Annotated in this window: 26 protein-coding genes; 10 read left to right on the plus strand and 16 right to left on the minus strand. The window is 57.9% G+C overall.

The window, feature by feature from the left end; genetic code table 11:
- Positions 1–38: 38 nt before the first annotated feature.
- The 6 genes from EHN06_RS03685 to dksA all read right to left on the minus strand — a co-directional run bounded on the left by EHN06_RS03685 (position 39) and on the right by dksA (position 6,822).
- On the minus strand, positions 39–467 hold the full coding sequence (locus EHN06_RS03685) for a hypothetical protein (protein ID WP_127330312.1): 429 nt from the start codon (positions 465–467) through the stop codon (positions 39–41).
- 332 nt (positions 468–799) lie between these two features.
- On the minus strand, positions 800–2,209 hold the full coding sequence (locus tag EHN06_RS03690) for a sigma-54-dependent transcriptional regulator (protein WP_127330314.1): 1,410 nt from the start codon (positions 2,207–2,209) through the stop codon (positions 800–802).
- A gap of 6 nt (positions 2,210–2,215) precedes the next feature.
- Positions 2,216–5,179, minus strand: a complete 2,964-nt coding sequence (locus EHN06_RS03695; protein ID WP_127330316.1) for an ATP-binding protein — start codon at positions 5,177–5,179, stop codon at positions 2,216–2,218.
- Complete coding sequence (locus tag EHN06_RS21130) at positions 5,169–5,345, minus strand: hypothetical protein (protein ID WP_012139305.1); 177 nt, start codon at positions 5,343–5,345, stop codon at positions 5,169–5,171. Before EHN06_RS21130 ends, EHN06_RS03695 begins: the two co-directional genes overlap by 11 nt.
- A 109-nt stretch (positions 5,346–5,454) precedes the next feature.
- Positions 5,455–6,327, minus strand: coding sequence for a tRNA glutamyl-Q(34) synthetase GluQRS (gluQRS, locus tag EHN06_RS03700; RefSeq protein ID WP_127330318.1), 873 nt, complete (start codon positions 6,325–6,327; stop codon positions 5,455–5,457).
- Between the two features lie 54 nt (positions 6,328–6,381).
- Positions 6,382–6,822, minus strand: coding sequence for an RNA polymerase-binding protein DksA (gene dksA / locus EHN06_RS03705; protein WP_127330320.1), 441 nt, complete (start codon positions 6,820–6,822; stop codon positions 6,382–6,384).
- 176 nt (positions 6,823–6,998) lie between these two features.
- On the opposite strand from dksA, the gene sfsA reads away from it, so the two are divergent.
- Positions 6,999–7,727 (plus strand): DNA/RNA nuclease SfsA, encoded by a 729-nt coding sequence (sfsA, locus tag EHN06_RS03710; RefSeq protein ID WP_127330322.1) that lies wholly within the window; start codon positions 6,999–7,001, stop codon positions 7,725–7,727.
- On the opposite strand, the gene EHN06_RS03715 is transcribed toward sfsA, so the two are convergent.
- The 3 genes from EHN06_RS03715 to EHN06_RS03725 form a co-directional block, all read right to left on the minus strand.
- On the minus strand, positions 7,711–8,079 hold the full coding sequence (locus EHN06_RS03715; RefSeq protein ID WP_127330324.1) for a Rieske (2Fe-2S) protein: 369 nt from the start codon (positions 8,077–8,079) through the stop codon (positions 7,711–7,713). The genes sfsA and EHN06_RS03715 overlap by 17 nt on opposite strands.
- Positions 8,076–8,432, minus strand: coding sequence for a pentapeptide repeat-containing protein (locus tag EHN06_RS03720; RefSeq protein ID WP_127330326.1), 357 nt, complete (start codon positions 8,430–8,432; stop codon positions 8,076–8,078). Before EHN06_RS03720 ends, EHN06_RS03715 begins: the two co-directional genes overlap by 4 nt.
- Positions 8,433–8,502: 70 nt before the next feature.
- Positions 8,503–10,074, minus strand: a complete 1,572-nt coding sequence (locus EHN06_RS03725; protein ID WP_127330328.1) for an AAA family ATPase — start codon at positions 10,072–10,074, stop codon at positions 8,503–8,505.
- Between the two features lie 121 nt (positions 10,075–10,195).
- Between EHN06_RS03725 and mrcB the strand changes: the two genes are divergently transcribed.
- Entirely contained in the window at positions 10,196–12,523 is a 2,328-nt protein-coding gene (gene mrcB / locus EHN06_RS03730) for a penicillin-binding protein 1B (protein ID WP_127330330.1), read from the plus strand.
- A complete protein-coding gene (locus tag EHN06_RS03735) occupies positions 12,520–13,104 on the plus strand; it encodes a tetratricopeptide repeat protein (RefSeq protein ID WP_127330332.1) in 585 nt (194 codons plus the stop codon). Before mrcB ends, EHN06_RS03735 begins: the two co-directional genes overlap by 4 nt.
- Positions 13,105–13,172: 68 nt before the next feature.
- Here EHN06_RS03735 and EHN06_RS03740 read toward each other — a convergent pair whose 3' ends face one another.
- Positions 13,173–14,066, minus strand: a complete 894-nt coding sequence (locus EHN06_RS03740; protein WP_127330334.1) for a DUF4382 domain-containing protein — start codon at positions 14,064–14,066, stop codon at positions 13,173–13,175.
- 239 nt (positions 14,067–14,305) lie between these two features.
- On the opposite strand from EHN06_RS03740, the gene EHN06_RS03745 reads away from it, so the two are divergent.
- From EHN06_RS03745 to EHN06_RS03760, 4 genes are all read left to right on the plus strand, one after another.
- Positions 14,306–14,893, plus strand: a complete 588-nt coding sequence (locus tag EHN06_RS03745; RefSeq protein ID WP_127330336.1) for an RNA polymerase sigma factor — start codon at positions 14,306–14,308, stop codon at positions 14,891–14,893.
- Between the two features lie 10 nt (positions 14,894–14,903).
- Positions 14,904–15,611 (plus strand): anti-sigma factor family protein, encoded by a 708-nt coding sequence (locus tag EHN06_RS03750; protein WP_127330338.1) that lies wholly within the window; start codon positions 14,904–14,906, stop codon positions 15,609–15,611.
- On the plus strand, positions 15,608–16,063 hold the full coding sequence (locus EHN06_RS03755) for a hypothetical protein (RefSeq protein ID WP_127330340.1): 456 nt from the start codon (positions 15,608–15,610) through the stop codon (positions 16,061–16,063). The genes EHN06_RS03750 and EHN06_RS03755 overlap by 4 nt, the downstream gene beginning before the upstream one ends.
- 268 nt (positions 16,064–16,331) lie before the next feature.
- Positions 16,332–17,564, plus strand: coding sequence for a tetratricopeptide repeat protein (locus tag EHN06_RS03760; RefSeq protein WP_127330342.1), 1,233 nt, complete (start codon positions 16,332–16,334; stop codon positions 17,562–17,564).
- 45 nt (positions 17,565–17,609) lie between these two features.
- On the opposite strand, the gene EHN06_RS03765 is transcribed toward EHN06_RS03760, so the two are convergent.
- The 6 genes from EHN06_RS03765 to EHN06_RS03790 all read right to left on the minus strand — a co-directional run bounded on the left by EHN06_RS03765 (position 17,610) and on the right by EHN06_RS03790 (position 23,713).
- Positions 17,610–18,527 (minus strand): lipase family alpha/beta hydrolase, encoded by a 918-nt coding sequence (locus tag EHN06_RS03765; protein ID WP_127330344.1) that lies wholly within the window; start codon positions 18,525–18,527, stop codon positions 17,610–17,612.
- 186 nt (positions 18,528–18,713) lie between these two features.
- A complete protein-coding gene (gene hemL, locus EHN06_RS03770; RefSeq protein ID WP_127330346.1) occupies positions 18,714–19,994 on the minus strand; it encodes a glutamate-1-semialdehyde 2,1-aminomutase in 1,281 nt (426 codons plus the stop codon).
- Between the two features lie 2 nt (positions 19,995–19,996).
- On the minus strand, positions 19,997–20,707 hold the full coding sequence (gene thiE, locus EHN06_RS03775; protein WP_127330348.1) for a thiamine phosphate synthase: 711 nt from the start codon (positions 20,705–20,707) through the stop codon (positions 19,997–19,999).
- Between the two features lie 4 nt (positions 20,708–20,711).
- Positions 20,712–21,473, minus strand: coding sequence for a bifunctional hydroxymethylpyrimidine kinase/phosphomethylpyrimidine kinase (gene thiD, locus EHN06_RS03780; RefSeq protein WP_228257403.1), 762 nt, complete (start codon positions 21,471–21,473; stop codon positions 20,712–20,714).
- 38 nt (positions 21,474–21,511) lie between these two features.
- A complete protein-coding gene (gene hemJ, locus EHN06_RS03785; RefSeq protein WP_127330350.1) occupies positions 21,512–21,934 on the minus strand; it encodes a protoporphyrinogen oxidase HemJ in 423 nt (140 codons plus the stop codon).
- 3 nt (positions 21,935–21,937) lie between these two features.
- Entirely contained in the window at positions 21,938–23,713 is a 1,776-nt protein-coding gene (locus EHN06_RS03790; protein ID WP_127330352.1) for a chloride channel protein, read from the minus strand.
- 147 nt (positions 23,714–23,860) lie between these two features.
- On the opposite strand from EHN06_RS03790, the gene argC reads away from it, so the two are divergent.
- The 3 genes from argC to EHN06_RS03805 are packed head-to-tail and all read left to right on the plus strand — an operon-like array spanning position 23,861 to position 26,116.
- Positions 23,861–24,898 (plus strand): N-acetyl-gamma-glutamyl-phosphate reductase, encoded by a 1,038-nt coding sequence (gene argC, locus EHN06_RS03795; RefSeq protein ID WP_127330354.1) that lies wholly within the window; start codon positions 23,861–23,863, stop codon positions 24,896–24,898.
- Positions 24,899–24,907: 9 nt separating this feature from the next.
- Complete coding sequence (locus EHN06_RS03800; RefSeq protein ID WP_127330356.1) at positions 24,908–25,648, plus strand: DUF6776 family protein; 741 nt, start codon at positions 24,908–24,910, stop codon at positions 25,646–25,648.
- 3 nt (positions 25,649–25,651) lie between these two features.
- Positions 25,652–26,116 (plus strand): bactofilin family protein, encoded by a 465-nt coding sequence (locus EHN06_RS03805; protein WP_127330358.1) that lies wholly within the window; start codon positions 25,652–25,654, stop codon positions 26,114–26,116.
- Positions 26,117–26,189 lie beyond the last annotated feature (73 nt).

The raw sequence follows: 26,189 nt of genomic DNA on the forward strand, positions 1-26,189 counted from the left end.
TTTTTTCGACAAACTTCTCGAAGGGCGAGGTATTTGAGTTAGGCATTGAATTCCGTTATTGCGTGAGCAAAAAACGAGAGTTTAACGGTTTGGACAGGATTTGCACACGTTTGCGGCCGAATGGCCGGGAAAAGCGGGCAATAAATGTTCATTCCCGAGTGAAATGCGGGTTTCCCATCAGCCAGATAATCAAAAGGCGGATCCGTTCTCACGAATCCGCCCTGAAAGCGTTGACGATCTGCATTGTTTTTGTTGTTGCCGGGATTTTTCTTCGTTTTTTTACCCCACTGTTCATCCCCAAATCCAGGGATCTCAGTAGTGCAAACGGAAGGCTTTGAATACACAGAGCGGTCAGAAGCATCGGGCGAGTCAGGGGTAAATGCAGTGCCGCCTGGAAGACGATTCTTCTCTACATCTACAACTCGCACGTGCCAAGGGACCACTAAAAAGCACAGTACCCAAAACACTCAGTTCGCTCACGTTCTGTATTTGTTTTTGTTACCGAACGTCTTCCTGCAGCTTTTTGTTTTTGTTTTGGCGCTGCGTTGTCACTCTTGTTTTTGTTGTTGTGCGCTTATTAGAGTGCAGGGCGTGTGCCAGTTTTTATAAATTCTTAGTTAACAATCACTTAATAAAAATCGGTTCGTAAGTGTTACCCCGTATGAGACCTAAGTGTTACTGATGCCTCGTTATTATTTCCGTGAGTGTTACCGTACGGAACATGGGGTAACAAATGAGCTAGAGTTCACATTTTGTAGGTAGCTATGTATGCAACAGAGGCCAACTACCCGCTGCTGTCTCAGTTGCCCGAGCTTTTCTTGCGTGGGATGCCCAGGCGCTGACGACGCTCCCACAGGGACTTGCGGCTGATTCCCAGTTTTTGTGCCAACTCGGTTTCGCTCATTTTGTCCTGGTTCTCCAGCACGAAATGCTGGAAGTAATCTTCCAGGGACAGATCGTTGGAGGATTCCGGCTCACGATTACGTACCTGTTCGTTGTTGCCTTCCACCAGGGTTTCCGGAATGTATTCGTCGCTACCGTCATATTCCAGGTCCAGCAGGGACGGGGTGATCAGGTCGGTGTCGCACAGGATAGTGGCTCGCTCGATGGCGTTTTCCAGCTCCCGCACGTTACCTGGCCAGCGGTGTCGCTCCATGGAACGCATGGCTTCGGGGCTGAGATTCAGGTTGGGCTTGCCCATCTTCTCGCCCTGCCGCCGCAGGAACCGCTGGGCAAGACCCAGAACGTCTCCCTGTCGCTCTCGCAGTGGCGGAATGCGTACCTGCATGACGTTGAGGCGGTAGTAGAGATCTTCGCGGAATTCGCCGGTTCGGGTCATCGCCTTCAGGTTGCGATGTGTCGCGGCAATCATGCGCACACTGACCTTGCGGCTCTGAGTCGACCCGACTTTGCGGATCTCGCCCTCCTGCAGCACGCGCAACAGTCGTGCCTGGGCTTCCGGTGGCAGTTCACCGATCTCGTCCAGGAACAGGCTGCCGCCATCGGCGGCCTCTATCAAGCCGGTTCGGGCGGAGACAGCGCCGGTGAATGAACCTTTCTCATGGCCGAACAGTTCCGATTCAATCAGGCTTTCCGGTATCGCTGCACAGTTCACGGAAATGAGCGGTTTGGTTGCCCGTGGGCTGAGCAGGTGCAATGCCCGTGCGGCCAGCTCCTTACCTGTGCCGGACTCGCCCTGAATCAACACCGTGGTTTCTGTCGGTGCCACCTTGCGGATCAGAGTGAAGACTTTTTGCATCGCCTCGCACTTGCCGTACATGATGCTGGCCGGGTCTCCACTTGTGGCTTCGTCGCCGGGCGTGGCGGTGTCGGGTGCCGGTGCATCCGTCGATGCGCGCTGTTTGCGGGTCAGGATGTTGTCGACGGCCGCCAGCATTTCATCATGATCGAACGGCTTGGCGATGTACTCAACGGCCCCCATTTTCATGGAATCCACGGCAGACCGAAGGCTGGCGTAGCTGGTCATAATCAGCACCGGCGTATTGGGGGCGCGGTTGATCAGTTCGGTGCCTGGGGCGCCGGGCAGCCGCAGGTCGGAAATGATCAGATCAAATTCGTCGGGATCCTGGCTCTGTTCCGCTTCCTCAACGGAGCCTGCATCGGTGACGTCGTAACCGGCATGCTGCAGTAACTTCCTTACTGCGGAGCGGATAATCTCTTCGTCTTCTACGATCAGAATGCGAGGCATAGGGGTTTACAACCTTTCGTTCTGGCTGGTGGCAGCATTCTCGGGTTCCGGCTCGTAAGCTGGCAGCTTCAACTGTACACAGGTACCCCGGCCGGTTGCCGGGTCTGCCGGGCTGTCCACGTGTATGTTGCCGTAGTGTTCTTCAACAATGCTGTACACCAGCGATAAACCAAGGCCGGTGCCCTTGTTAGGCGCCTTGGTGGTGTAAAAGGGTTCGAATATGTGGTCGAGCTGGTCTCGGGGAATGCCCGATCCTTCATCGGTGACTTCGATAATAGCGGAGTAGCCGTCGCGGTTTCCACTGACCCGTATAGTCCCGCCCTCGGGAGAGGCGTCCCGGGCATTGGCCAGCAGGTTCACGAAGACTTGGACCAGTCGTTGTTCGTCACCCAGTATCATCAGCTGGTCCGGGCAATCGTTGATGTATGTGATACCGAGGCCACGACCACTGAGGGATAGCAGGTTGATGGATTCGTCCACACAGCGTTGAATGACGACCGGCTCGTAGCGGTTGGCCTGGGAATGGTTGCCGGTACGGGCAAAATTCATCAGCGATTGCAGGATGGCGGAGATGCGCCGGGTTTGTTGTTGAATCTGTTCGGCGGTCGAGAGGATTTCCGGGTCGTCTGTTTCCAGCTTCAGATTTTGCGCGAGTGAGGAAATGCCGGTGACCGGGTTGCCGATTTCGTGGGCCACACCCGCTGCCAGGCGACCAACAGAGGCGAGGCGTTCACTGTGCATCAACTCGTCCTCGAGTAACCGGGTTTCGGTCTGGTCTTCCACCAGGATGATGCTGCCACCTTCCGGGTGATCGGGACCGCTCAGGGCCGCCTTGTGCAGGTTCAGCCAGTGGGGTTTGCCATTCAGATCCATCCGGTGTTTGTAGCGGTGCAGTTCTTCACCGCAGTTGAAATCATCCAGCAGCAGGTGCCAGTGTTCCGGCAGAGCCATCAGGCGGGCACCGACAACATCGTCAGCTGTAATGCCGGTCAACTGCTCCATGGTGTGATTCCACATCAGTATCTCGCCATCTTCACCCACCGAACAGGCCGGAATCGGTAGATTCTGGAGGGTCTGCCGGTAATGTCGGCGCAGGTTGTCCAGCTCCCCGGCCAGGCCTGTCAGTTGGTTCTGGTAATCCCCCAGGGCTCGCTCCACATAGCGGATATCCTGCGCGGTGCCACTGCTGGCCATGGGCTTGTAGCCCAAGTGCCGCTTGACCAGGTCCCTCGCCACGGCGGGGCCCAGAAGTCCCGAGAGGTTAATTTCCACCTGGTCGCGAAGGCGCCTCAGTTGATAGGGACGATATTCAATGTTGGGTAATTTAAGTTGCCCCAGGGCTCGCTCGACCTCGCGTTTGGCGACGCCGTAGCCAAGAGGGTCGGCCAGCTGGTGGACGAAGTCCGAAGATGATGTGGCCACCAATTCCCGGCGATGGGGACGTGACAGGGCTCCAAGGGAGCAGGCCTGGGCAGCGCTGGTTTCCTCGGAGGAGCTGCCGCTGAGGATGGAGATCAGCGAAAATACGGTAACGTTCACGGTTAGACTGATAAAGGTAAATATGTGCCAGTTGCTGTAATCCGGCACCAGCGGAGCGCCCAGCCATTCCAGCAGGTTGGCCGTATGGGAGAACGGAAGCACCAGGGTGACAATCCAGATCGCCATCCCCGACACCAGTCCGGCGATCAACCCTCGTCTGTTGCCCTCCGGCCAGTAAATGACGCCGAGGGCTCCTGGCAGTAGCTGCAACATGCCGGATAGGGAGATGGCGCCCAGAATAGACAGATCCAGGTTGGTGCCGATGGTTTCATGGAACAGCAAGGCTGCGAAAATGATAACAGCAATCAGCAGGCGCTTGATCCACTTCAGCCAGTGGTAGATGTCGCCGTGGTCCCTCGGCGTGCGCAGGGGCAGGACAATGTGGTTCAGTACCATGCCGGCCAGCGCCAGGGTGCTGACGATCATCAGGCCGCTGGCCGCCGACAGGCCGGCGATGTACATCAACAGGGTCAGCGCCGGACTGCCCAGGGCCTGGGCGGTGCCGATAGCGTAAAAGTTGGGCCCGGTGGTTGCCGCCAATTCCTGACCGCCCCAGAGAATCAAGGGTACTGGCAACCCCAGTAACAACAGGTACAGGGGTAGCCCCCAACTGGCCTTTGCCAGTGCCTTGGGCGACGGATTTTCACTGAAGGTCATGTGGTACATGTGGGGCAGTACCAGGGCGCCGGCAAAGGACATCAGCATTAATGCTCGCCAGCTGCCGTCGTCTATGCTCATGGCCATGGTGCTGGCCGGTGAGCTCTGGCTCTCCAGCCAGGCTTCAAGGCCGCCCATGCCGCCGAAAACACTGAACAGGATAACCCCGCCCAGAGTCAGCAATGCGGTCAGCTTGACCACGGAGTCGAAGGCAATGGCCAGTACCAGTCCCTGATGGGTTTCGGTGCCCTGATTTCGGCGAGTGCCAAACAGCATCGCGAACAGCACCACGGTAATGCTGAACATAACGCTGATCAGGTTGCGGGAGGTCTCCGGAGCCAGCAGGCTGGCGGAAGTGGAAACGGCCTGTATCTGCATGCTGAGCAACGACAGTATGGCCGCGCCGGAGCAGAGGGTGACCAGTGTGCCGGCCCATTGGCTGCGGTAGCGGTAGGCAAAGAGATCGGCCAGTGATGTCAGCTGATAGGCCCGTCCGATACGCATGACCGGGTTCAGCAACACCGGGGCCAGGAGGAAGGCGCCACTGATGCCCAGATAGTAAGCCAGGAAGCCAAAGCCGGATTCCGCGGCCACACCCACGGCGGCATAGACGGCCCAAATGCCGGCGTAGACCCCCAGACTCAGGGTGTAGACCAGGGGATGTCGGACCCAGTGTTGTGGTATGACGCCACGCTCGGTCACCCAGGCAACGCCGAATAGGATCATCAGATACAGCAGGCTGGCCAGTAACAGGCCCGGTGCGCTAAAACTCATTGGGGTCCCGCCGCCACTCAAGCCAGAAACCGATGGCGATTAGCCCGGCCCAGATAATGTAGGGGGTGTACCAGGCGTTACCCGGAGAGGTCCACCAGTCGAGAATGTTCGGTGAAAAAATATAGATGGCCAGAACCAACAGGAAGACCAGACGATAGATGTACATCAGGCTTGGTATCCGCACTGAAGTTTGTGAAGGGCTTGGAGCCTCTGAATAACTCCCGAAAGCCAGAGGCGATTCAGGAGTTATTCAGAGGCTCCTTATACCACGTAGCTCACCGGGATGTCAGGGGGATTGCTTCCCGTTGCCAGTGTCTGGTCGCCCAGGTGAGGATATTGACCACGGGTTGTTGGTTCAGGTCAGCCGGTGGGCGCTGGCCCAGTGCTTCCAGTGCTGCGATCAGGTTGGCGGCCGGTTGCCGGTCGTCCAGTGCAGGGGCGCGGTTCTGTTTGCTGAGTTTCTGTCCTTCTTCGTTGAGGATCACCGGGATGTGGAGCCAGTTGGGAGGCGTGGCACCCAGTGCACGATAAATCTGTTGTTGCTGGGCGGTCATATCCAGCAGGTCTGATCCTCTCACCACGTCCGTAATACCCTGATCGATATCGTCGACCACGACGGCCAGCTGATAGGCGTAGAAACCCTCCTTGCGAAGAATGACGGGGTCATCCACTTCGGCGGTGACCCGTTGGGTCTGCGGCCCGAGGAGATCATCCGGCCAGTGGCTGGTTTCATCCCGAAGGGCGAAGCGGATGGCGAAAGGACGGTTGCCAGGCTCGGTGTGGCCCTCACGGCAGTGTTCCGGGTGCTTGCCCTGTTGCTGCTGTAGCTGTTTTCTGGAACAGGCGCAGCGATAGGCGAGTCCGTCTGACAGTAATTGTTCTATGGCTGTCTTGTAGGCGTCGTGGCGTGCGGACTGGAAGCGAACGGGAGCGTCCGGAATAAGTCCGTGGCAGGTCAGGCTGTGGAGAATGCTGTCGGTGGCTTCCGGGCTTTCCCGCAGGGGGTCAAGGTCTTCGATACGAACCAGCCACTGGCCCTGGTGGATCCTGGCTTCGAGGTAACTGGCCAGCGCCGTCACCAGGGAGCCGAAATGCAATGGGCCTGTAGGGGAAGGGGCGAAGCGGCCTCGGTAAAGAGTATCAGCCATAGCAATCAGCTGACCGGCCCTGTCGGGGGCCGGTTGGCCTGACGATGGTCCGGCTCAGATGCCGGTCTGGCGCTCGCGGATTTCCGCCAGGGTTTTGCAGTCGATGCACAGGGTGGCCGTCGGGCGGGCTTCCAGGCGACGAATGCCGATTTCCACGCCACATTGATCGCAAAAGCCATAGTCGTCCTTGTCGATGCGATCGATGGTCTGGTCGATTTTCTTGATCAGTTTTCTTTCGCGGTCACGGGTGCGCAATTCCAGGCTGAACTCCTCTTCCTGGGTTGCGCGGTCGCTCGGATCCGCGTAATTTGCTGCGTCTTCCTGCATGTGGTGCATGGTGCGGTCCACTTCTTCCATCAGCTCCTGCTTCCATTGCAGCAGCAGATTCTTGAAGTGCTCCAGCATGTCAGCACTCATGTACTCTTCACCCTTCTTCATTTCATAAGGGGTGAAGTTGGTAAAACGTTCGCGTGGTTGTTCTGCAGTGTTTGCCATTGAACCCGGCCTCTTGTTTGTACTTCACAAGAACGCTTTGCTTTCCGCCGCGCCAGCCTTGACTACGCGGATTGACCCTGGATGAAGCATTCGTCCTGAAACGGGAATTTGCGGAAAATAGCAGATAAGTTGCAGGGGTGCCAGCCTTGTGTTCAGACTTTCATACGGAGACCACCATGAACTTCTCCCAACCTTTGATTAAAGGCAAACTGGTTCGACGTTACAAGCGTTTTCTGGCCGACGTGTTGCTGGAAGACGGCTCGGAAGTGGTGGCCCATTGCCCCAATACTGGCTCCATGCTCGGTTGTCAGCCGGACAACGCTAGGGTGTGGCTGAGTGAAAGTGATAACCCCAAGCGTAAACTTCGCTATACCTGGGAGCTGGTGGAGACTTCGCCTGGTGAGCTGGCGTGCATTAATACCGCCCGACCCAATGCGCAGGCGAGGGAGGCTGTCGAGGCGGGGCGGGTGAAGGAACTGACCGGCTATGGAGAGTGTCGATCGGAGGTTCGCTACGGAGAGGAGAAAAGTCGTATTGATCTCCATCTGTCGGGACACGCGACGCTTGCCGATGCCTGGGTGGAAGTCAAGAACGTCACCCTCTGTGAGGATGGCCGCGGCTTTTTTCCGGACGCGGTCACCACTCGGGGGCAGAAGCACCTGCGGGAATTGATGGCCCAGGTCGCCAAGGGGGATCGGGCGGTGTTGATGTTTGTGGTCAATCATACCGGGATCACCTCGGTGCGACCGGCGGACCATATCGATGCCACTTACGGTGCATTGCTCAGGGACGCAGTCAGCGCAGGTGTGGAAGTACTTGCTTACCGTGCGGATCTGGGGGGTGGGGAAGGACCCTCCGGCAATCTGGCGCTGACCAGCACGGTGCCGGTCATTCTGGAAGCCTGATCTCGATGGAATCCCGGGACTCGCTCACCTCCAGGGGCGTTAGCGCCTCTCCCTGGCAGGGGCCGACGATGCACTCGCCGCTGTCCGGCAGGAACAGGGCGCCATGGGTGGAGCACTGGATAAAACAGTTATCACTGTCCATGAACCGCCCTGGCATCCAGTTCAGTTCGATGCCCAGGTGTGGGCAGCGGTTAAGGTAACCGTAGACTTTGCCGCTGCGGCGAAAGACAAAGCCCCGTTGATCCGTTGTCTGATCTTCGGGTTTGCCTTTGGTCAGCGTGAACTCGGTGAAGCTCCCGTTCGTCAGGTCGTCTGGGGAGCACACCTTTAGCCATGGGGAGTGTCTGTTCATTTGTGGGTGTCGTACCGCATTCGGGTGCCGTGATTGAGTGACATGACGATCTCATCCGCGTGCAACTGGCGGGGGAAGAAGCAGCCCGAAATCTTGGCGCCGGCAATGCTGGCGCCTTCCATCCGAGTATCGCTGAAATCAATGCCACGCAGGTCTGCGCCCCGGAAATAGGCGTGGCTCAGGTCCAGTCCCTGTGCGTCCATGCCACGGAGGTCCAGCCCCCGGAAATCGCCGTGTGCAAAACTTGGCAACGGGCTTTGCTTTGCCTTGGCGGCGTTGAATGCCTCCATGTTCTCACTTCTGAGTTTTTCATAGAGTGGATCGTCGATATGGCGTACTGCGTCCGTATCCATCGTTCTGGCCCCTGCGTCTGGTATAGGTACCTGCCTTTGCGGGGCAGGTACCTGGTATTGTAGACGTTTATTATTCCTGCAATCCGAAGTGCTGACGTATCCGGTCAGCAACTGCCTCGGCGACATGCTCCTGGTCGGTATGCAGGTGAATGGTGTGAGTCTTTTCCTCGGCTGTCAGTGGCTCAAACCAGGTCATCTGGGCGTCCAGAAGTTCTTCCGTCGCCTCCGACGCGTCTCCGGTGCGTTTGCGAATCCACGCTCTGCGCAACTCTTCCGGCGCTTCGCAATGGATCAGTGCGAAAGGGACTCCCTGGGCTTCTGCCACGTCCGCCATCAGTGTGCGTTCTCCCTGCTTCAGGGAAGCCGCATCGACAATGACCGGCAGGCCGGCGCTGAGGAGCTCGCTGGCGGTGGTGGCCAGGCGCTGGTAGGTCCGCGCGGTGGCTTCCGGGGTGTAGATGTTGCCGCCGGTGGGAGAATGACTTTGCGCCAGTGGCCCCATACCAAACAAGCGCTTGCGCTCCACATCGGAGCGCAGCCGGATCAGGCCCAGCTCCTCGGCCATGGCGGCACTGACACAGGTTTTGCCGCTGGCGGACAGGCCGGTGGTGGCCAGCAAATAGGGGTTGGGAATGGTGCTATAGCTCTCAGCAAGTAGGGCATAGTCCTGGTAGCGCTGCATTAGCCCGGTTTTTTCTGCTTCTGATAGCGCCGGGTTGCCCATGGTAAACAGCGCAATCTTGGCCCGTACCAGGGCGCGGTAAGCCTTGTACAGCGGCAGCAGTGGCAGGGCCTCAAAGTCGTCCCGATACTCGAGATAGGTGTTCAATACCAGGTTCGCCAGCTTATGCTCGCGACGGGACTCAAGGTCCATCAGCAGGAATGCCAGGTCGTTGATGACGTCGATCCAGCGGAATGGCTCATTGAATTCAATACAGTCGAAGACGGTGACTTCGCCTTTGAACACGGTGATGTTGGCGAGGTGGAGATCGCCGTGACATTCACGGACAAATCCGTTCTCCCGCCGACTGGCAATCAGATCCCGCTGGCGCTCAAACGTGGTGCGTGTCCACTCTTCCAGGTTGTCCAGCTGTAGCAACAGTGACTTGTCCTCCAGCAGGGGACGGATCTGGTCAAAGTTTTCCTGCATGGCGGCATAGACCGCTTCTGGTGTGCCCAGGGGCTTATCCTCCGGGACCGGTGGCAAGCGGTCATGGAACTCGGCTGCCTGTCGGGCGACACTGGTGAGTAGCTCTGGCGTCAGGGTGCCGTTCTCCTGGCGAACATCAAACAGATCTGCCTGATTGAACTGGTGCATGCGAATGGCATACTCGAATGCTTCACCTTCACCACCCAGTTGCGGTTCCTGGGGAGTGCCGGTGATCGGCAGCACATCCAGGTAGAGGCTCTTTGCGAGACGGGAGTTCAGTCGCAGTTCTTCTTCGCAAAAATGTTTGCGGCGCTCCAGGGTGGAGAAATCGAGAAAGCCAAAATCCATCGGTTTCTTGATCTTGTAGGCGTAGTCGCCCGTCAGGATGACCTGGGAGATATGAGTCTCAAAAACCTGAAAATCCTTGACCGGGTGGTCGTATAGCGCCGGATTCTGTAAAGCCAGAATCAAATCATTGGTGGTGTCGCTCACGGCTCTCTCCTCGCATTCCCTGAACTTGTTGATTTTCTGGGGCCTATCATAACGGGCAGATTACAGAAATAACACATAGATGACCTGCCTTCCGGGCGGATGCTTTCGTTATAATCGCGCCATGAAAAAAACATCACCCCCAAAAAAGTCTGCGAAGAAAAAACCCGGTAAAGGCGGTTCTGCAAAGCGGCCCTGGTTCTGGCGCCTGTTCTGGCGCGTGTCACTGATTGGCCTGGTCTTGCTTGCCGGCTGGATGGTGTACCTGGACGCCGTAGTCACTTCCCGTTTCGAGGGGCGGCGATTCGAGGTGCCCTCACGGGTATATGCCCGTCCTCTGGAGCTATACAACGGCGCCAGCCTCAGCTCTGGTGACCTTCAGCGTGAACTGGAACTGTCCGGTTTCCGCCAGGGCGACGGTACCAAACCGGGAACCTACAGCCGTAACGGTGGACATTTTGTCATCAGCTCCCGTGGATTCCTGTTTGCCGATGGTCCTGAGCCTCGGCGTCGCCTGGCTCTGACGATCTATGGCGATCAGGTCCAGGATTTTCGGGTGCTGTCCGGCGACAATTCCCCCATCGTGCGTCTCGAACCCGCTCAGATTGGCGGAATTTACCCCGCCCACAAGGAAGACCGGGTGCTGGTGCAGCTGGACCAGGTTCCCGAGCTGTTGAAAGAGGCGCTACTGACGATTGAGGACCGCGGGTTTTATGATCACTTCGGGGTTGCGCCGTTGTCCATTGCCCGGGCCATGCTGGTGAATATCCAGGCCGGAGAGGTGGTTCAGGGAGGAAGCACGCTGACCCAGCAACTGGTCAAGAATTTTTTCCTGACCCGCGAGCAGACCCTGGTCCGCAAGGGAAATGAAGCGCTGATGTCGATACTTCTGGAATTGCACTACGAGAAGGACGATATCCTTGAGACCTACCTCAACGAGGTTTACCTGGGGCAGGCTGGTACCCGCAGTATCCACGGGTTCGGCCTGGCCAGTCAGTTCTATTTCGGAGAGTCGATGCGGGACCTTCGGTTGCACCAGGTGGCATTGCTGGTGGCCATGGTCAAGGGGCCAAGCTATTACAATCCCCGCCGCCATCCTGAGCGTGCGACGGGTCGACGAAACCTGGTCATTGACGTGATGGCAGAGGCGGGTATTGTCAGTCAGTCCGAGGCGAGCCAGGCAAAAGCATTGCCGTTGGGGGTCAGTGAACGGCCGTCCTATTCCGAAAACCGCTATCCGGCATACATTGATCTGGTCCGTCGTCACCTGGCGCGGGATTACAAGGAAGAGGATTTGCAAAGTGAAGGGTTGAGGATCTTTACCACCCTGAATCCCGGTATCCAGAATGCCGCCGAGTTTGCCGTGAAAGACATGCTTTCCCGTATGGATTCAGGGTCGGACGATACCTCCCTGGAGTCCGCCATGGTCGTCACCTCCCGCGATAGCGGAGAAGTATTGGCTATGGTCGGTGGCCGGGATCCCCGGTTTGCCGGTTTTAATCGCGCCGTGGATGCGCAGCGACCGATTGGCTCACTGATAAAGCCGTTCATCTATCTGACGGCGATGCAGAATCCGGAGCGTTACACCCTGATCACGCCAGTTGAGGATAAACGCTTCTCTCTGGTATTCGAGGATGATCGTCGCTGGGAGCCGGAGAACTATGACCGCAAGGAGCGTGGCGAGGTGCCTTTGCATGAGGCGCTGTCGCGGTCCTATAACCTGCCGACAGTCAGAGTCGGCCTGGACGTTGGCGTGGACGCGGTTGCCGAGACGCTGCAGGCGTTTGGTGTGACCAGCCCGATATCGCGGTATCCTTCGATGCTGCTGGGTTCCGTGTCGATGACGCCGGTTACCGTGGCGCAAATGTATCAGGGGCTGGCAACCTCCGGCTTTAACACGCCGCTGAGGACCATTCGTCAGGTGACAGGGCCTGATGGTGAAGCCCTGTCGCGTTACAGTCTGGAAGTGGATCAGGTGGCGGACCCTGCAGCTGTCCATCTCGTGCAGTATGCGATGCAAGAAACCATGCAGGAGGGGACGGGCCGTTCCGCTTATCGGTTTGTGCCACAGCAGCTGACCCTGGCCGGAAAAACGGGCACCACCGACGATGGTCGTGATTCCTGGTTCGCCGGCTTCAGCGGTGACCTGCTGGCGGTGACCTGGGTCGGGCGAGACGACAACGGCCCGACCAGCCTGACCGGGGCAACCGGCGCCTTGCCAGTATGGGCGCGGTTCATGGCGCAGGTGCCCCAGCACGGATTTTCCCCGGTGGTGCCTGATGGAGTGGATTACCACTGGGTCAATGCACAACGGCAGGCTCTTACCGATGAGTACTGTGACAATGCACGCCTGGTTCCGTTTATGGCCGGTAGCGAGCCCGAGCAGCGGGTGTCCTGCTCGGGCAGGCTGGAACGACGGATTCGAGGCTGGTTCGAGGGGCTTTTCCAATGAAAGTGACAACACTCAAGTATGCCGGTTTGCTGGCATTGACGCTGACCGTTGTGGGCTGCGCCTCGCCGGGCGGCTCTATTTATGTGCCGGTGGGCGGTTCCTCTCGCGATGTGGAGAGAGAAAGGGCTCCCGAACCACCAAGAACCTACCCTCGGGAGGAAGAATCCCGTACCGAACGCAAGAGTGAGCAGCCACCGGAGCCTGAACCGGAGCCGGACCGTCGCTCCGGTTCAACGAGTTACCAGGACTCCGGTGACCAGTTGTCTCCAGCGGCAAAAAGCCTGATCCGCCAGGCGGACGCCTATCTGGCCCAAGGGGATGCGGGCGCGGCGGTTGCCCAGTTGGAGCGCGCGCAACGAATTGCGCCACGGTCGGCAGAGGTCTATTTCAAGCTCTCCGAAGCTTATGTGACGAAAGGCCAACTGGGCTCGGCGGAACAGTTCACTCTTAAGGGGCTGTCCCTGGCTGGTAATGATGTCAGGTTGCAGCGGACCGGCTGGCTGTTGCTGGCGGATATTCGTCGGGCCAGGGGGAACGTGGCCGGGGCGAATCAGGCCGAGGAGAGGGCTGGAGCTCTATAGACTTTAGAAGGCCAGTCGTCCACAAAAAACCCCGCACTTGCGGGGTTTTTTGTGGCTAGCAAATTGTCTTATTCGAAATTGACGGTCTTTTCGGTGTCCACTTCAACCGTTACATCCTGTGTGCCAGCGAACGCCAGATCTTCATCAATCTCGTTATCGTCGGCTGAGCAGGAATAACTGACGGTATAGTTGCCCTCGGTCAGGAACGCTGCCTTGTAGGTGTAGGTGCCATCGTTGTCATCGTCAGAGACAGGAACCGCGACGAGAGGTTCGTTTTCACTGCCCAGGTCATCCGGGGTGGCACCGGATCCTTCGTACACATAGACCATGCCAGAGTATGTTGCTGCATCCGCACATGCGGTCTGGATGATCGTAGATGCGTCCACCGTGCCCGCAATTGAACCAACCTCCAGGTTGTTCACCAAACGCAGGGCGGGTCTCAGCATATAGTCGGCCAGCGCTTGTCCTGCAGGGTTGACGATGGCTTTCTGGACATCAAAGTCGATGGTGAAGTCAGTGCTGGTGTCGGCTGCCACAATAAACTCGCCTTGTAGCTTGAGACCGCTCTGTTCACCAGAGGGTACGGCCAGCGTAAGTGGCGCGTCAGGATTGTCGACAAGGGTCACGAAAGAATTATCAGTATCAACGATCAGGCGCAGTTGTGTGTAGTTGCCTGCCGGCACCTCCTCATCGGTAATCAGGGGTTCGGTGACGCCGCCTTGCAGGTCCAGCATGTTGACGGTTTCAAAGCCGTCCAGCGGGAAAGTAATCCAATCACCATCGGCAGGCTTTAGCTGGATCTCTGTAAACGCAACGGTGACATTGCTGAACTCGGTCGCCGGCGCATCCGTGAGGCCGAAGGATACGGTGCCAGTGTCATCGGAATCGGAACTTCCGCTACCACAGGCGGCAACCCCGGCAGCCAGGGCAGCAACCGTAAAGAATTTCAGAGAGCGATTCATATAAACCTCCGTGGTCTATTGTTTTGAAAGTGCAGGACGCAGGAATTGCGCACTTGTCATTTATTAAACGATAGGAGTGGTTGCCGGGTTCCTGCGCTTTTGTGAACGTATTCTCATTTTTTGTTAATAAAGATTTCGGGGAGCAAGCGCTGGCCAAGTATAACGTATCCTTGATCTGGTATAGACTTGGTGGCCTGTTTGAGCCAGATAACGATTCACAGCAAGGGCGAGCACCGGTTTTGGCATTACTTCCTTTCCGACCTTCCCGGTCTAAACGATTCGAGACGCTGGTTCAGCCGCATCTGCAGGCGATGTATCGGTTTGCCTTTCGTCTGGCAGGACAACAACAGGATGCGGAGGACCTGGTGCAGGATGTGATCGTCAAACTGTACCCCCGCCTGGACGAACTGGAATCGGTAGACCAGTTGCGGCCGTGGCTGAATCGTGTGCTGTATCGACACTTTATTGACCAGGTGCGTCGCAAGGGGCGCCAGTCCGATCGCCCCCTGAGTGAAGTGGTGGACTCCGAGAGCCAGTCTGCCTACCTCGATAGCTTCGCTTCGGAAGATGTGGGGCCGGAGGACCAGGTGGATATCAGTCGCATCGGGCCGGCTCTGGATCAGGTTATGGCGACCCTGGCCCCGGATCAGCGTGCCCTGATCATGCTCCATGACGTAGATGGCTGGCGGCAGGAAGATATCGCGGAGGTTCTGGATATTCCCCTGGGAACAGTAAAATCCCGGTTACACCGATGCCGGGCGGCACTGCGGGAAAAACTGCAAAGGGAACTGGAACCTTTTTCAGACACTGGACGTGTGAAAGAATGAGGTGATGGATATGTCTTGTCGTGAATGCCGGGAACTTATGGTTCCCTACTTGTTGAATGAGTTGTCTGCGGAACAGGCTGCCTTTGTAGAGCAGCATGTGGCGGACTGTGCTCACTGTGCGACAAGGCTGACCAATGAAAAGGTGCTGCAGTCGACCTTTACTGATCGTTATGCCATTCCGGATCCGTCACCGGACTTCGAAACTCGGGTACTGGCTGCCGCGCGCTCAAGCGCTTCAGGCAAATCCGGTCATCGTGGCTGGAGTACGCCGATGGTTGGTGGTGCGATTGCGGCGGCAATGGCGCTTGGTATTGCCTTGGGTGTGGGATTGAAAACCGGTTCAGAGCAGTCGCAACCTGCAATTGCGACGAATCCGGCGGAGACTGACGACGCCCTGGTGAGCTCGTCGCCGGCGGTGAATGAACCGGTGATCCAGACCGTGCGCCTGGCTTTCAGCTCTGGCCAACCTCTTGAAGACGTCACTTTAACACTTGAACTACCGGCCAATGTTGAACTGGCAACGTTCCCGGGGCGACAGCAACTGAGCTGGAAAGTCGATCTGGAACAAGGTGAAAACGTGTTGGCGTTGCCGCTCAGAGTGTTGTTCCCAGGCGCGGGTGATCTGGTGGCACATATTGATGACGGCCAGCGCCAGAAAACCTTCAGGGCAGCTATTCCCGGTCAGACTAAGGCAGACAATACGGAGCCAGCATCATGACAATGCACGACAGGCAGTGGTTAAAGCCGGCACTGATGTGCTTGGTGGCGCTACTGGCGTGGCCAGTAATGGCTCAGGCCAGGGACGACCTTGATGTGACCATGAGAATGGTCGTGGATGACGAAGAATTGACCAACTCGGTGGTTCGGGAAATCGAACTGCCTGAGCCCATGATCCCTGAAACACCCGGTCGCCCAGAGCGTCCGGATATTGAGACCGCACTCGAGGCCATGGAGCGAGGGCAGGAAATCGGTGAGTCGGCTTCTGAGCGTGCGAGAGAGGCAAGGGAGGTGATTGATTCGGAGCGTCCCGGCAGTGATGACATTCTGGATTCTTTGCCCGGCGAAGATGATGTAACGGATTTGCCGGGCACGGATGATCTGCTCGACGATGCCGACGAATTGCTGGACAACACCACTGATCAGCTTGACGGTGACAGCACCCAGTTGTAACTCCTGATCTGAGAAGATCTTATCCTGGCGGGCGCGGTACAGTGCGTACTTCGTGTGGGTGGACTTTTCTCCCGCCTCTCCTTGTTATACTCTCCTGAGTAACGCTGGCGATACTGACGTTGTAGTCACCCTGCCGGTGAACGTTTTTTCCTCAGGCTCCGGAGAGATCTGTTTGCAGGCTGCAGTTCGGCTATTCACCACGTCTTGTTTGTTGCTGATAGCAACCGCCTCCCTTCCGGCGGTTGCGTCTGATGATCCCCGATCGCAGATGGCTGCAGGCATAGAACATTTCCAGAGCGGTGAACTTGAGTCCGCCAGAAGGGCTTTTGAGGCTGCTCGGGCGGCGGGGCTGGAGAGTAACTCGCTGATGTACAACCTGGGGGTTGTCTATTACCGGCTCGGTGAATACGAGCTTGCCACCAACGCTTTCTCTGCTTTGCTCGGTACCTCCAGCCAGGCGCTGGCAGAGTACAATCTGGGCCTGGTCGCCAAGGCTGCCGGTGACCTGGATAAGGCCGCATTCTGGTTTAATCGTGCCGCGGCTGACTCTGCTCCCGAAAAAATACGGGCCCTGGCTGCTCTTCAGCTTCAGGAAGGAAAGCAACCCTCCCCGGAACCTTCGCCGCGCCCCTGGATGGCCTATGTGTCGCTGGCCGGTGGTTATGATAACAACATCGCGAGTGTTCCCGGGTCCGGCAGTTCAGGGCGGGAAGGTGGCTTCGGTGAGTTGTTGGCCGCGGGATCGGCGGACGTTTACCGGACCAAAGGTTCCACTGTCCGGCTGGAAGGCGCCGCTTATTCTCGTCAGTACCCCTCGGAATCCGATTTCGATACTGACTTTCTTCAGGTGGGCACCAGTTGGTTGGAGAGCCTGGGACCGGGTCGGGCAGGTGTCATGCTCGGCGTTAGCCAGTCCTGGTTTAATTCCGAAGCGCTAGAGCGTACCTATCGCGTGGATCTTTCTTACCGGCTTGAAGAGTGTCCAGTGGGTGGTTCAGGCTCGCGCTGTCGGGCGTCAGTGTCCACCGGAGTCGTCGAAGGCGGCGATGGTTTCGAGGCCTATGATGGGCAGTGGTATCAGGCTCGTCTGAAGGGGCGCAAGGACTATACCCGCTGGCGTGTCGATGCCCAGTACCGTTGGGACCTGAACGCACGGGATGATATGGAGGTTGGTGAGCAGTTTGTCAGTGTGTCGCCAGAACGCAACCTGTTTGAATTGACGGTCCGTTATAAGGTTTCGCAGCGCTGGAACGTCGGCGTGGAGGGTAGCTATCGGTACAGCCGATACAGAGATCCCCATCGTCTGTTCACCTCACAAGGCGTTCTGGAGAGCGAGCGCAGGGTCGACAAGCGTTCGCAGGGCACCCTGTTGACGGAATACGCTTTGAGTGCGCGCTGGTCTGTGCGTGGTGAGTGGATGTTCAGGGATAATCAGAGCAACCTTGCCCGCTATGATTACCGTCGCCAGACGGCTTTGGTCGGGATCGAGGGGGTATTCTGAGCTCCCGGTGGCAATTGGGCCACCAGGAGCTGTTAGCGGAATCAGTCAGAGACCGGCGTTCTTCAACCGGTTGGCGTGTTGTTGAAATACGGCCTTCGGGTCTGTCTCGAACAGGCTGTGCAGTCCCAGTGTCTGGTTCACCTCATCCAGATGGTTCATGAAGTAGTTGTCCCGGATGACTTTGCCGAAGTGGTTGCTGCAGCGGCCCACCAGGCCATCATTGGCACTGAACCCGAACGCGAGGCTGGTGGTGCCAAGCAGAGCATCGGACAGGTCCAGGGCATTGGTCAGGACGCCCGTACCCCCCCAGGAATAGAAACGCACCCCATTGGCGGAATACGCGCCCTCACCACAAGCGGTTGAGGGAATGCCGGCTGGTGCAAAGTTGTTGAACTCGGCACTTCCCTGGGTTGTCAGTGAATACAGGCTGGCGCTCATATCCTGGTCGTAGCCTCCGCCTGACAGCAAATCAATCAATCCACCCAGCGCGTTGCCCAGCGTTGCCGCCAGTCCCTCGCCCGGAGAACCATGAATCAGGTCTGCAACCGGAGACCCTTTGTGGGGAGAGCCCACGGAGGTGACGGAAGCCACCAGGTCCGGTCGTACTCGGGCTACGTAGCGGGCTGTCGGACCGCCGTGGCTGTGGCCAATCAGATTGACCTTGCCATGGACTGCTGCAATCGCCTCAACCTGGGGCAGTAGCGCCTCGCCCCGGGCGATAGTGCTGTCCAGGGCCGGCACCTGGGTGGTGTAGACGTCAGCACCGTATCGGCGCAAGTCTTCCGCCACGCCGTACCAGTAGTCAACGCCGGCTACGGAGTCGAAGCCAAACATACCGTGTACCAGAACAACGGGGTAGCGTGTATCGGTATAGTCGGATGGGGTGGAGTTCCACCACGCCAGGGTGGGAGCGGACCATGCCAGAATGCACAGCATGGTTACTGCTTTGAGCCATTGTTTCATTGTTGTACCTACATTTGTTGTTGTTTGATTGAGCATCTCGTATGAGATCTGCACATAATTTGATCATGTAGGTGTCAAGTCAATGTTGGGGCTGGTGTTGTGGCGGGAAAGGGCTGGATTTGTGAAGGAGGTCACGGGTGTGGCCCTGGATGACAAGCGGCAGGGCTTGCCATCCAGGAGGTGGGGTTACAGTGTCTTCATGACGCGTCTGGCTGCCGCGATGGTGTGTTCAATATCGTCCTGGGACAGGGCGGCGCTGGTAAACCCGGCTTCAAATGCGGACGGGGCCAGATAGACGCCTTCCTGTAGCATGCCCTGGAAAAAGGCCTTGAAGCGCTCGACATCACACGCCATGACTTCGTCAAAGCGGGTGACGGCGGGGGCGTCAGTGAAGAAGAATCCAAACATGGCCCCCGCGCTCTGAACCGCAAGAGGAATGCCGGCTTCATCCGCTGCTTCCTTCAGGCCGTCCCGCACCGCGACGGTTTTTTCTGTGAGCCGGTCGTGGAAGCCCGGCTCGGAAATGGCATTCAGAGTAGTCAATCCCGCGCACATGGCCAGTGGGTTCCCGCTCAGGGTGCCTGCCTGGTAGACCGGTCCGAGTGGGGAAATATGTTCCATGATTTCCCGTTTGCCGCCAAAGGCGCCAACCGGCAGGCCGCCACCAATAACTTTGCCGAGGGCCGTCAGGTCCGGCTTGACACCGTAGTAGCCCTGGGCGCCCCCGAGAGAGACACGGAAGCCGGTCATCACTTCATCAAAAATCAGTACGGTACCGTGCTCGTCGCAAACCTCCCGCAGTGCTTCCAGGAATCCTGGAACCGGAGGGATGCAGTTCATGTTACCGGCAACCGGTTCCACGATGATGGCGGCTATGTCATCGCCCATCCGGGCAAAGGTGTCCCGCACATTGTCGATGTCGTTGTAGGTCAGCGTCAGGGTGTGTTCGGCCAGGCTGGCGGGGATGCCCGGTGAATTGGGTACGCCAAGGGTCAGGGCTCCTGAGCCGGCCTTGACCAGCAGGGAATCCACGTGGCCGTGGTAGCAGCCCTCGAATTTGACGATCTTGTCCCGGCCGGTGTAACCGCGAGCAAGCCGGATGGCGCTCATGGTTGCCTCGGTGCCCGAGTTCACCATGCGGACCAGATCTATGGAGGGGACCAGTTCGCACACTTTCTTTGCCATTTCGGTTTCGATGGCGGTTGGAGCACCGTAACCGACACCAAGGTCCACCTGAGCGTGCAACGCATCCTTGATCAACTGGCTGGAGTGGCCAAGGATCATCGGTCCCCAGGAGCCGATATAGTCGATGTAGCGGCGGTCATCCTCATCGAACAGGTAGGCACCTTCGGCATGCTTGAAAAAGATGGGCGTGCCGCCTACGCCCCTGAACGCCCGGACAGGGGAATTAACGCCGCCGGGAATATACTTCTGGGCCTCGGCAAAGAGGGTTTCGGAGTGAGTCATGTTCAAGGCTCCTGATTACTTGAAAGCGTATCGTGAATGTTCTTCCGGGGCTGGAACAGCGGGTGATGAGCGGCAAACAGTCGCGCAAACTCTCGCGCTTGTCGTTCGGTATACTCTGGATTGCCGCCGAACAGATCGCCGACCACGGCCAGCATATCCGCCCCTGCCTGGATAAGAGTGCCACCGTTTCGGGTTGTAATACCGCCAATGGCGGTTAATGGCCGCTGATACTGGCGGGCTTTCGCCAGGACAGACAGTTCCGCGGGCGGTGCATCGGGTTTGGTGGTGGACCCGAAAAAGCGCCCGAAGGCGAGATAGTCCGCCCCTTCCCCGGTTGCTATTGCGGCCAATGCCAGATTGCCATGGCAAGTCGCGCCAATGATTGCGCCGTCACCCAGCCGTTGCCTGGCCTCGACAAGTGAGCTATCGCCCTGGCCCAGGTGAACGCCATTTGCGCCCACACGCTGGGCCAGTTCGGGATCGTCATTGATGATAAGGGGAACGCCCGCGTTACGGCAGGCAGCGACAAGGTTGCGGGCCTGACTCAGCCGTGTAGAAGCTGAACTGGATTTGTCACGGTACTGGACCAGCACCGCGCCCCCTCTTAGCGCTGCCTCCACCGCCGGCAGCAGTTTGTCGTCAGGCAGCAGCTTGCTGTCGGTGATAGCGTAAAGGCCTGGTGCCAGGCCTTTGGGAAAAGGTGTTGCAGTCATGAGGTCACCGTTCCCACGGAATGCCGCGATCCGGTACCGGTTGGCCGTGACCAACCTCCAGGGCATGGAGAATGGCGTGGTTAACAAAGTTCTGAGCCTGGGAAATCGCGGCCCGTGGTGACAGCCCCTGGGCGCGCCCGGCTGCGATGGCGGCCGCCAGTGTGCAGCCGGTGCCGTGATATTCCCCGCCGACCCGCTCGATATGCCAGTAAAGGGGCTCCGCTTCCTGTGTGTAAAGTGTATTAATGATCTGCGGCCCCTCTCCATGACCGCCGGTGGCCAGCACCGACTGACAGCCCGCTGCCATCAGCAGCTGCGCGGCCTCGGCGGGCTCATCGCTGTCGCCGAGCAGGGCCAGTTCGACCCCGTTGGGGGTGATCATTTCGGCGCGGCTGAAGAGGTGTTCCTTCATCGCCCGGATCAGGGCTTCGTCGGCCAGGTCGCCGCCGCCGGCGGCCTTGATAACCGGGTCGGTGATCACGGGAATATCCGGGTGTTTACCGAGGAATTCCACCAGAACCTCCACCACCTCGGCATTGCCCAGGGCGCCGGTTTTAATGGCATGAATGGGGGCGTCGGCTGCGACGCAGTCCAGTTGTCTGCGAATCAATTCCGCATCCACCGCGCTGGCGTCATAGACGTTGCGCGTATCCTGGACTGTCAGGCAGCTCAGGACGGGCAGGGGATGGCAGCCCAGCGCCGTGACGGCCTGGATATCGGCTTGTATTCCGGCACCACCGGAGGGGTCAAGGCCGGACAGGATCAATACTTGGGGGCGGGTGTGACGTATTATGGCTCAGCTCCTCAGAATGGTTTGACAACGGCCAGGATCACGACAGCCACCAGTACCAGCACTGGTAACTCGTTGAGCCAGCGGTAGAACACGTGGCCACGAGTGTTCCGGTCATCCCGGAAAACTTTCACCAGGTGGCCGCAGTAAAAATGGTAGGCAATTAAAAGCGCCACCAGTGCCAGTTTGGCATGCATCCAGCCCTGGCTGAAATAACCGGAAACATTGTAACTGATCAGCCAGATACCAAAAATGAGGGTGGCAACCATCGACGGGGTCGTTATGCCCCGGTATAGCTTGCGCTCCATGATCTTGAAGCGTTCACGCCCGGGTTGGTCCTCGCAGGCGGCGTGATACACAAACAGTCTCGGCAGGTAAAAAATGCCGGCGAACCAGCAGACCATGGATATGATATGGAGGGCTTTAACCCAGAGCATCGTTTAACTCCGTCGGTATTGGTAGTAACTTTCTATGTCGGATTTCAGCACGATGCCGTACACCCGCTGGATCATCGGAGCCACGTGGCGTTGAACATACAGGGCTTCCACGCTGGTGTCGTCAAAGACTTCCAAAGCCTCCTCGAGAGTGGCCTGGTACTGCACCGGAGCAACGTCCCGGCGGTTGGCCGGGATTTCCATCAGGTCCACGGTGTCTGTGGGCTCGGTTCCTTTTTCCGCGGCCAGTTCTTCCGCGTCTTCAAGGTAGCGGGCAAGGTCCACGGCCGGTAGCAGTGCCGTGGGACCGTTGCTGCCCTCCACCACCAGCCACTTGGGCTCTGACTTGAGTATCTTGCGGGCAGCTTCAGCCGTCAGGTGCCTTTCTGTGCGCAAAATGTTGCGGTCCATGATGGCACCCACCGAGACCCGACGCAGGGCCTGAATGACGGGGGAATTCTGGTAACTCAATCCCTGGCTTTTCAGAATGGTGAGAAACAGCGACTTTTTGCCAAAGAGTTCGCTGGTGACCAGGCTGGCGGTCGTGATGATCAGCATTCCTGGCAGCATGATGTGTGGGTTCCGGGTCAGCTCCATCAATGCCATCAGTGCTGCCAGCGGCGCCTGAAGAACCGCGCCCATCATTGCACCCATGCCCAGCATGGCGTAGAAGCCGACGGACGATGCTATGTCCGGCGCGATTTGTGCGCCAATCAGCCCCATGGCGCCACCCAGGGTTGCGCCCATGAAGATGGTGGGGCCGATGACTCCGCTGGGCATGCCCAGCCCGATGGTCAGCGACGTAATGACCAGTTTGGCGATGCCGGCCCCGAGCAGCAACCAGAATGCCAGGTGGCCGTGGATGGCCAGGTCCACGGTGTCATAGCCAATGCCCATCACTTCCGGTATCAGCAGTGCAAACGGTACCATCAGCAGTCCGCAAACCGTGACGCGGAGCAGTACCGGTCGGTGGTGGTAGCGGCCCATGGTGTCGACAAGGTGGATGAAGAGCGCGGCGGCCACTCCGATAATCACGGCGATGGCCAGAATCCAGGGAATCTCTATAAGCGAATTCATGGTCAGCGCGGGAACGCTGAATGCCGGTTCCGAACCATAGATGGCCTGGGTCACAATGGCCGCACTGACTGCAGCGAGAATGATGGGAGTAAAGCCAGCAATGGTGTACTCCATCATCACCACTTCCATGGCGAAAATGACGCCGGAAATCGGGGTGTTGAAGGAAGCAGAGATTGCGGCTGCGCAACCGCAGGCCACTAGGGTTCGGATGCTGTTGTTGGGGAGCCTCATCCACTGTCCCATCAGGCTGGAGAATGCAGCGCCAAGATGTACGGCGGGCCCCTCCCGACCGGCGGACTGTCCGGTGACCACCGTGGTGACCCCGGTGATAAACTGGACAGCGGCGCTACGACCCGAAATATAGCCCTGGTGGTAGTTGAGGCGCTCCATGATGTGGACGATGCCGACCTTGCGGTCATGTGTGGCCAGGCGATGAAGAAACAGGCCAAGGGCCAGGGCGCCGGCCAGTGGCAGGAGCCCCCGGGTCAGGAGGTCCAGTTCCTCAAAGGATTCCGATCCGTCACCGGGCAGGAAATATTCGAGGGGCCATTCAATGGCAAGGCGGAACACCAGGATGACACCACCGGTGATCAATCCGGAAAGCAGGCCAAGTACCGCAAGCTGCGGTAGGGCATCCACGCCGGAGAGCCTGCGACGGAAGCCCGGAATCAGGTTCTCGGTAATCTGGTGCCAGATCTTTCGCATGAACGCCGGAGTTCCGGTTGTAGGTGAATTGTGAGGTTATTGTAACGGTCGCCTGTCGGGCTGCAATAAGTCGTTGGCTTATCATGTTAGACTAGTGGAAAAAACATGACTCGCATTTTACGAAACTGACTGGAGCTGGAGTAACAGGTGATAAACGTAGGCATTGTAGGCGGAACCGGTTATACCGGTGTCGAGCTTCTGAGAATTCTGGCGGTGCATCCGGAAGCAACGGTGAGCTGTATTACCTCCCGCTCGGAGGCCGGTATGCCAGTCGCGGATATGTATCCAAACCTTCGTGGCCACTATGATCTGGCCTTTTCCGAGCCGGATCTGGATACCCTTGCCGCTTGCGATCTGGTGTTCTTTGCCACACCTCACGGAGTTGCCATGCGCATGATGCCTGAGCTGATGGCTGCCGGGACCCGGGTCGTGGACCTGTCGGCAGACTTTCGCCTGCGTGACCTGGATGTCTGGGCCACTTGGTATGGTATGGCTCATGAGAGTCCGGAGTGGGCTGCAAAGGCCGTTTACGGTCTCCCGGAAGTGGTGCGGGAGGAAGTACGCAGTGCGCAACTGGTGGCTAACCCTGGCTGTTACCCGACAGCTGTTCAGTTGGGCTTTCTGCCCCTTCTGGAAAATAACCTTGTCGATCCGTCCCGGCTGATTGCCGATGCCAAGTCCGGCGCCAGCGGCGCAGGTCGCCAGGGTAAGATCGGTATGCTTCATGGTGAAGTTGGTGAAAGCTTCAAGGCCTACGGGGCGTCCGGGCATCGACATTTGCCGGAGATCCGGCAGGGGCTCAGCCATGCTGCGGGGAGGGACGTCGGGATTACCTTCGTGCCTCACCTGATTCCCATGGTTCGCGGTATCGAAGCGACTCTGTACGCCGAATTGACGAATCCTGGGGATTTCGACCAGTTGCAGTCACTCTATGAGAACCGCTTCCGCGATGAACCGTTTGTGGACGTCATGCCGTTCGGCAGCCACCCGGAAACCCGGAGTGTGCGAGGGGCCAACCACTGCCGGATTGCGCTGCATCGCCAGGAAAACAGTAATGTGGTCATCGTGTCCTCGGTCATCGATAATCTGGTGAAAGGGGCAGCGGGCCAGGCAGTGCAGAACATGAATATCATGTTTGGCCTGAAAGAAACTCTAGGGCTCGAAGCGCCCGCCCTGCTGCCGTAGGACGTGCCGGTGAGTGAACCCAGAAAGCTGGCGGAAGAGTATGTTGTCATCCGTCACCGACCGGGATACCGGCTGCGTCGCACACTGATACTGCTGATATTTTCCGTGGTTGCCGCCATTGTCGGATACACTGCCGGGCTTGCCCAGGGTGGCTTCCGGTTCTCCTCGGTTGAGGATTCCCGCGATCGCCTGGAGCAGGTAGCTGAGGAGCTTCAGGAAAAGTACCGTGATGCATCCCAGCAATTGGTGAATCTGGAGCGAGGGCGCACGATTGATCAGCAGGCGCTGAACCAGGCTCGCAAGACCATTGTCGATCTGGAAACGCAGATTGCTTCACTGAAAGCGGACCTGACTTTCTATCAGAATATCATGGCACCCTCGGAAACCAGCAAAGGGCTCCAGGTGGACCGGTTGACCTTGCAACAGGGGCGGCAGCAGGATGATTACAGCTTCAAACTGGTGCTTACACAGGTTGGCAACAACAAGAGCTATATATCCGGCGTTGTGGCCGTCAATGTGATTGGCGTGCGCAATGATGAGAAAGAAGTGATCGCACTTCGCGATCTTTCTGCCGATATTGACGATCTTGGCGTAAAGTTCCGCTTCCGCTATTTCCAGGATATTGAAGGGTTGCTGACGCTGCCATCGGACTTTGAGCCGGTGGAGGTGCAGGTGGTGGCCCAATCCGAGGGTAAAAAATCTGCGCAGGCCGAACGTACATTTGATTGGGTTGAACTAACGGAGAACTGATACATGCTCGGCAAGAAAAAACAGAAACCCCGTCGTCCGACTGGGCATTTTGACACGCTGGTGTCATCCCGCACCACCGTGGAAGGCGATGTGCATTTTTCAGGTGGGCTGCATGTTGATGGCCGGGTTCGCGGCAAGGTTGTCGCGGAAGAGGGTAGTGACGCGGTGCTCAGAGTATCCGAGGTTGGAGAAATCACCGGTGATATTGTGGCACCTCACGTAATTATCAATGGGCAGGTTCATGGTGATGTGTATGCGTCTGCCCACCTTGAACTGGCTGAGAGAGCCTCCATTAATGGTAACGTCTATTACAATCTGATCGAGATGGCCATGGGCGCTGCGGTGAATGGTAATCTGGTCCATCAGCGTGAGCCGGTCGGGCTGCTGAACAGTGACAGCCCTACGCAGCCAGCCAAAGAAACTCTCGAGCAGTCGGAAGAGTTGGAAAATCGGGCGGAAGCCGAATAGTTGATTGTTTTAGTCAGGAATATGATAATCGTGTTGACCAAACGTACAGTAATCCGGAGGCGGACTTGAGTGT

The sequence above is a fragment of the Marinobacter sp. NP-4(2019) genome, from assembly GCF_003994855.1.
Classification (GTDB): Bacteria; Pseudomonadota; Gammaproteobacteria; order Pseudomonadales; family Oleiphilaceae; genus Marinobacter.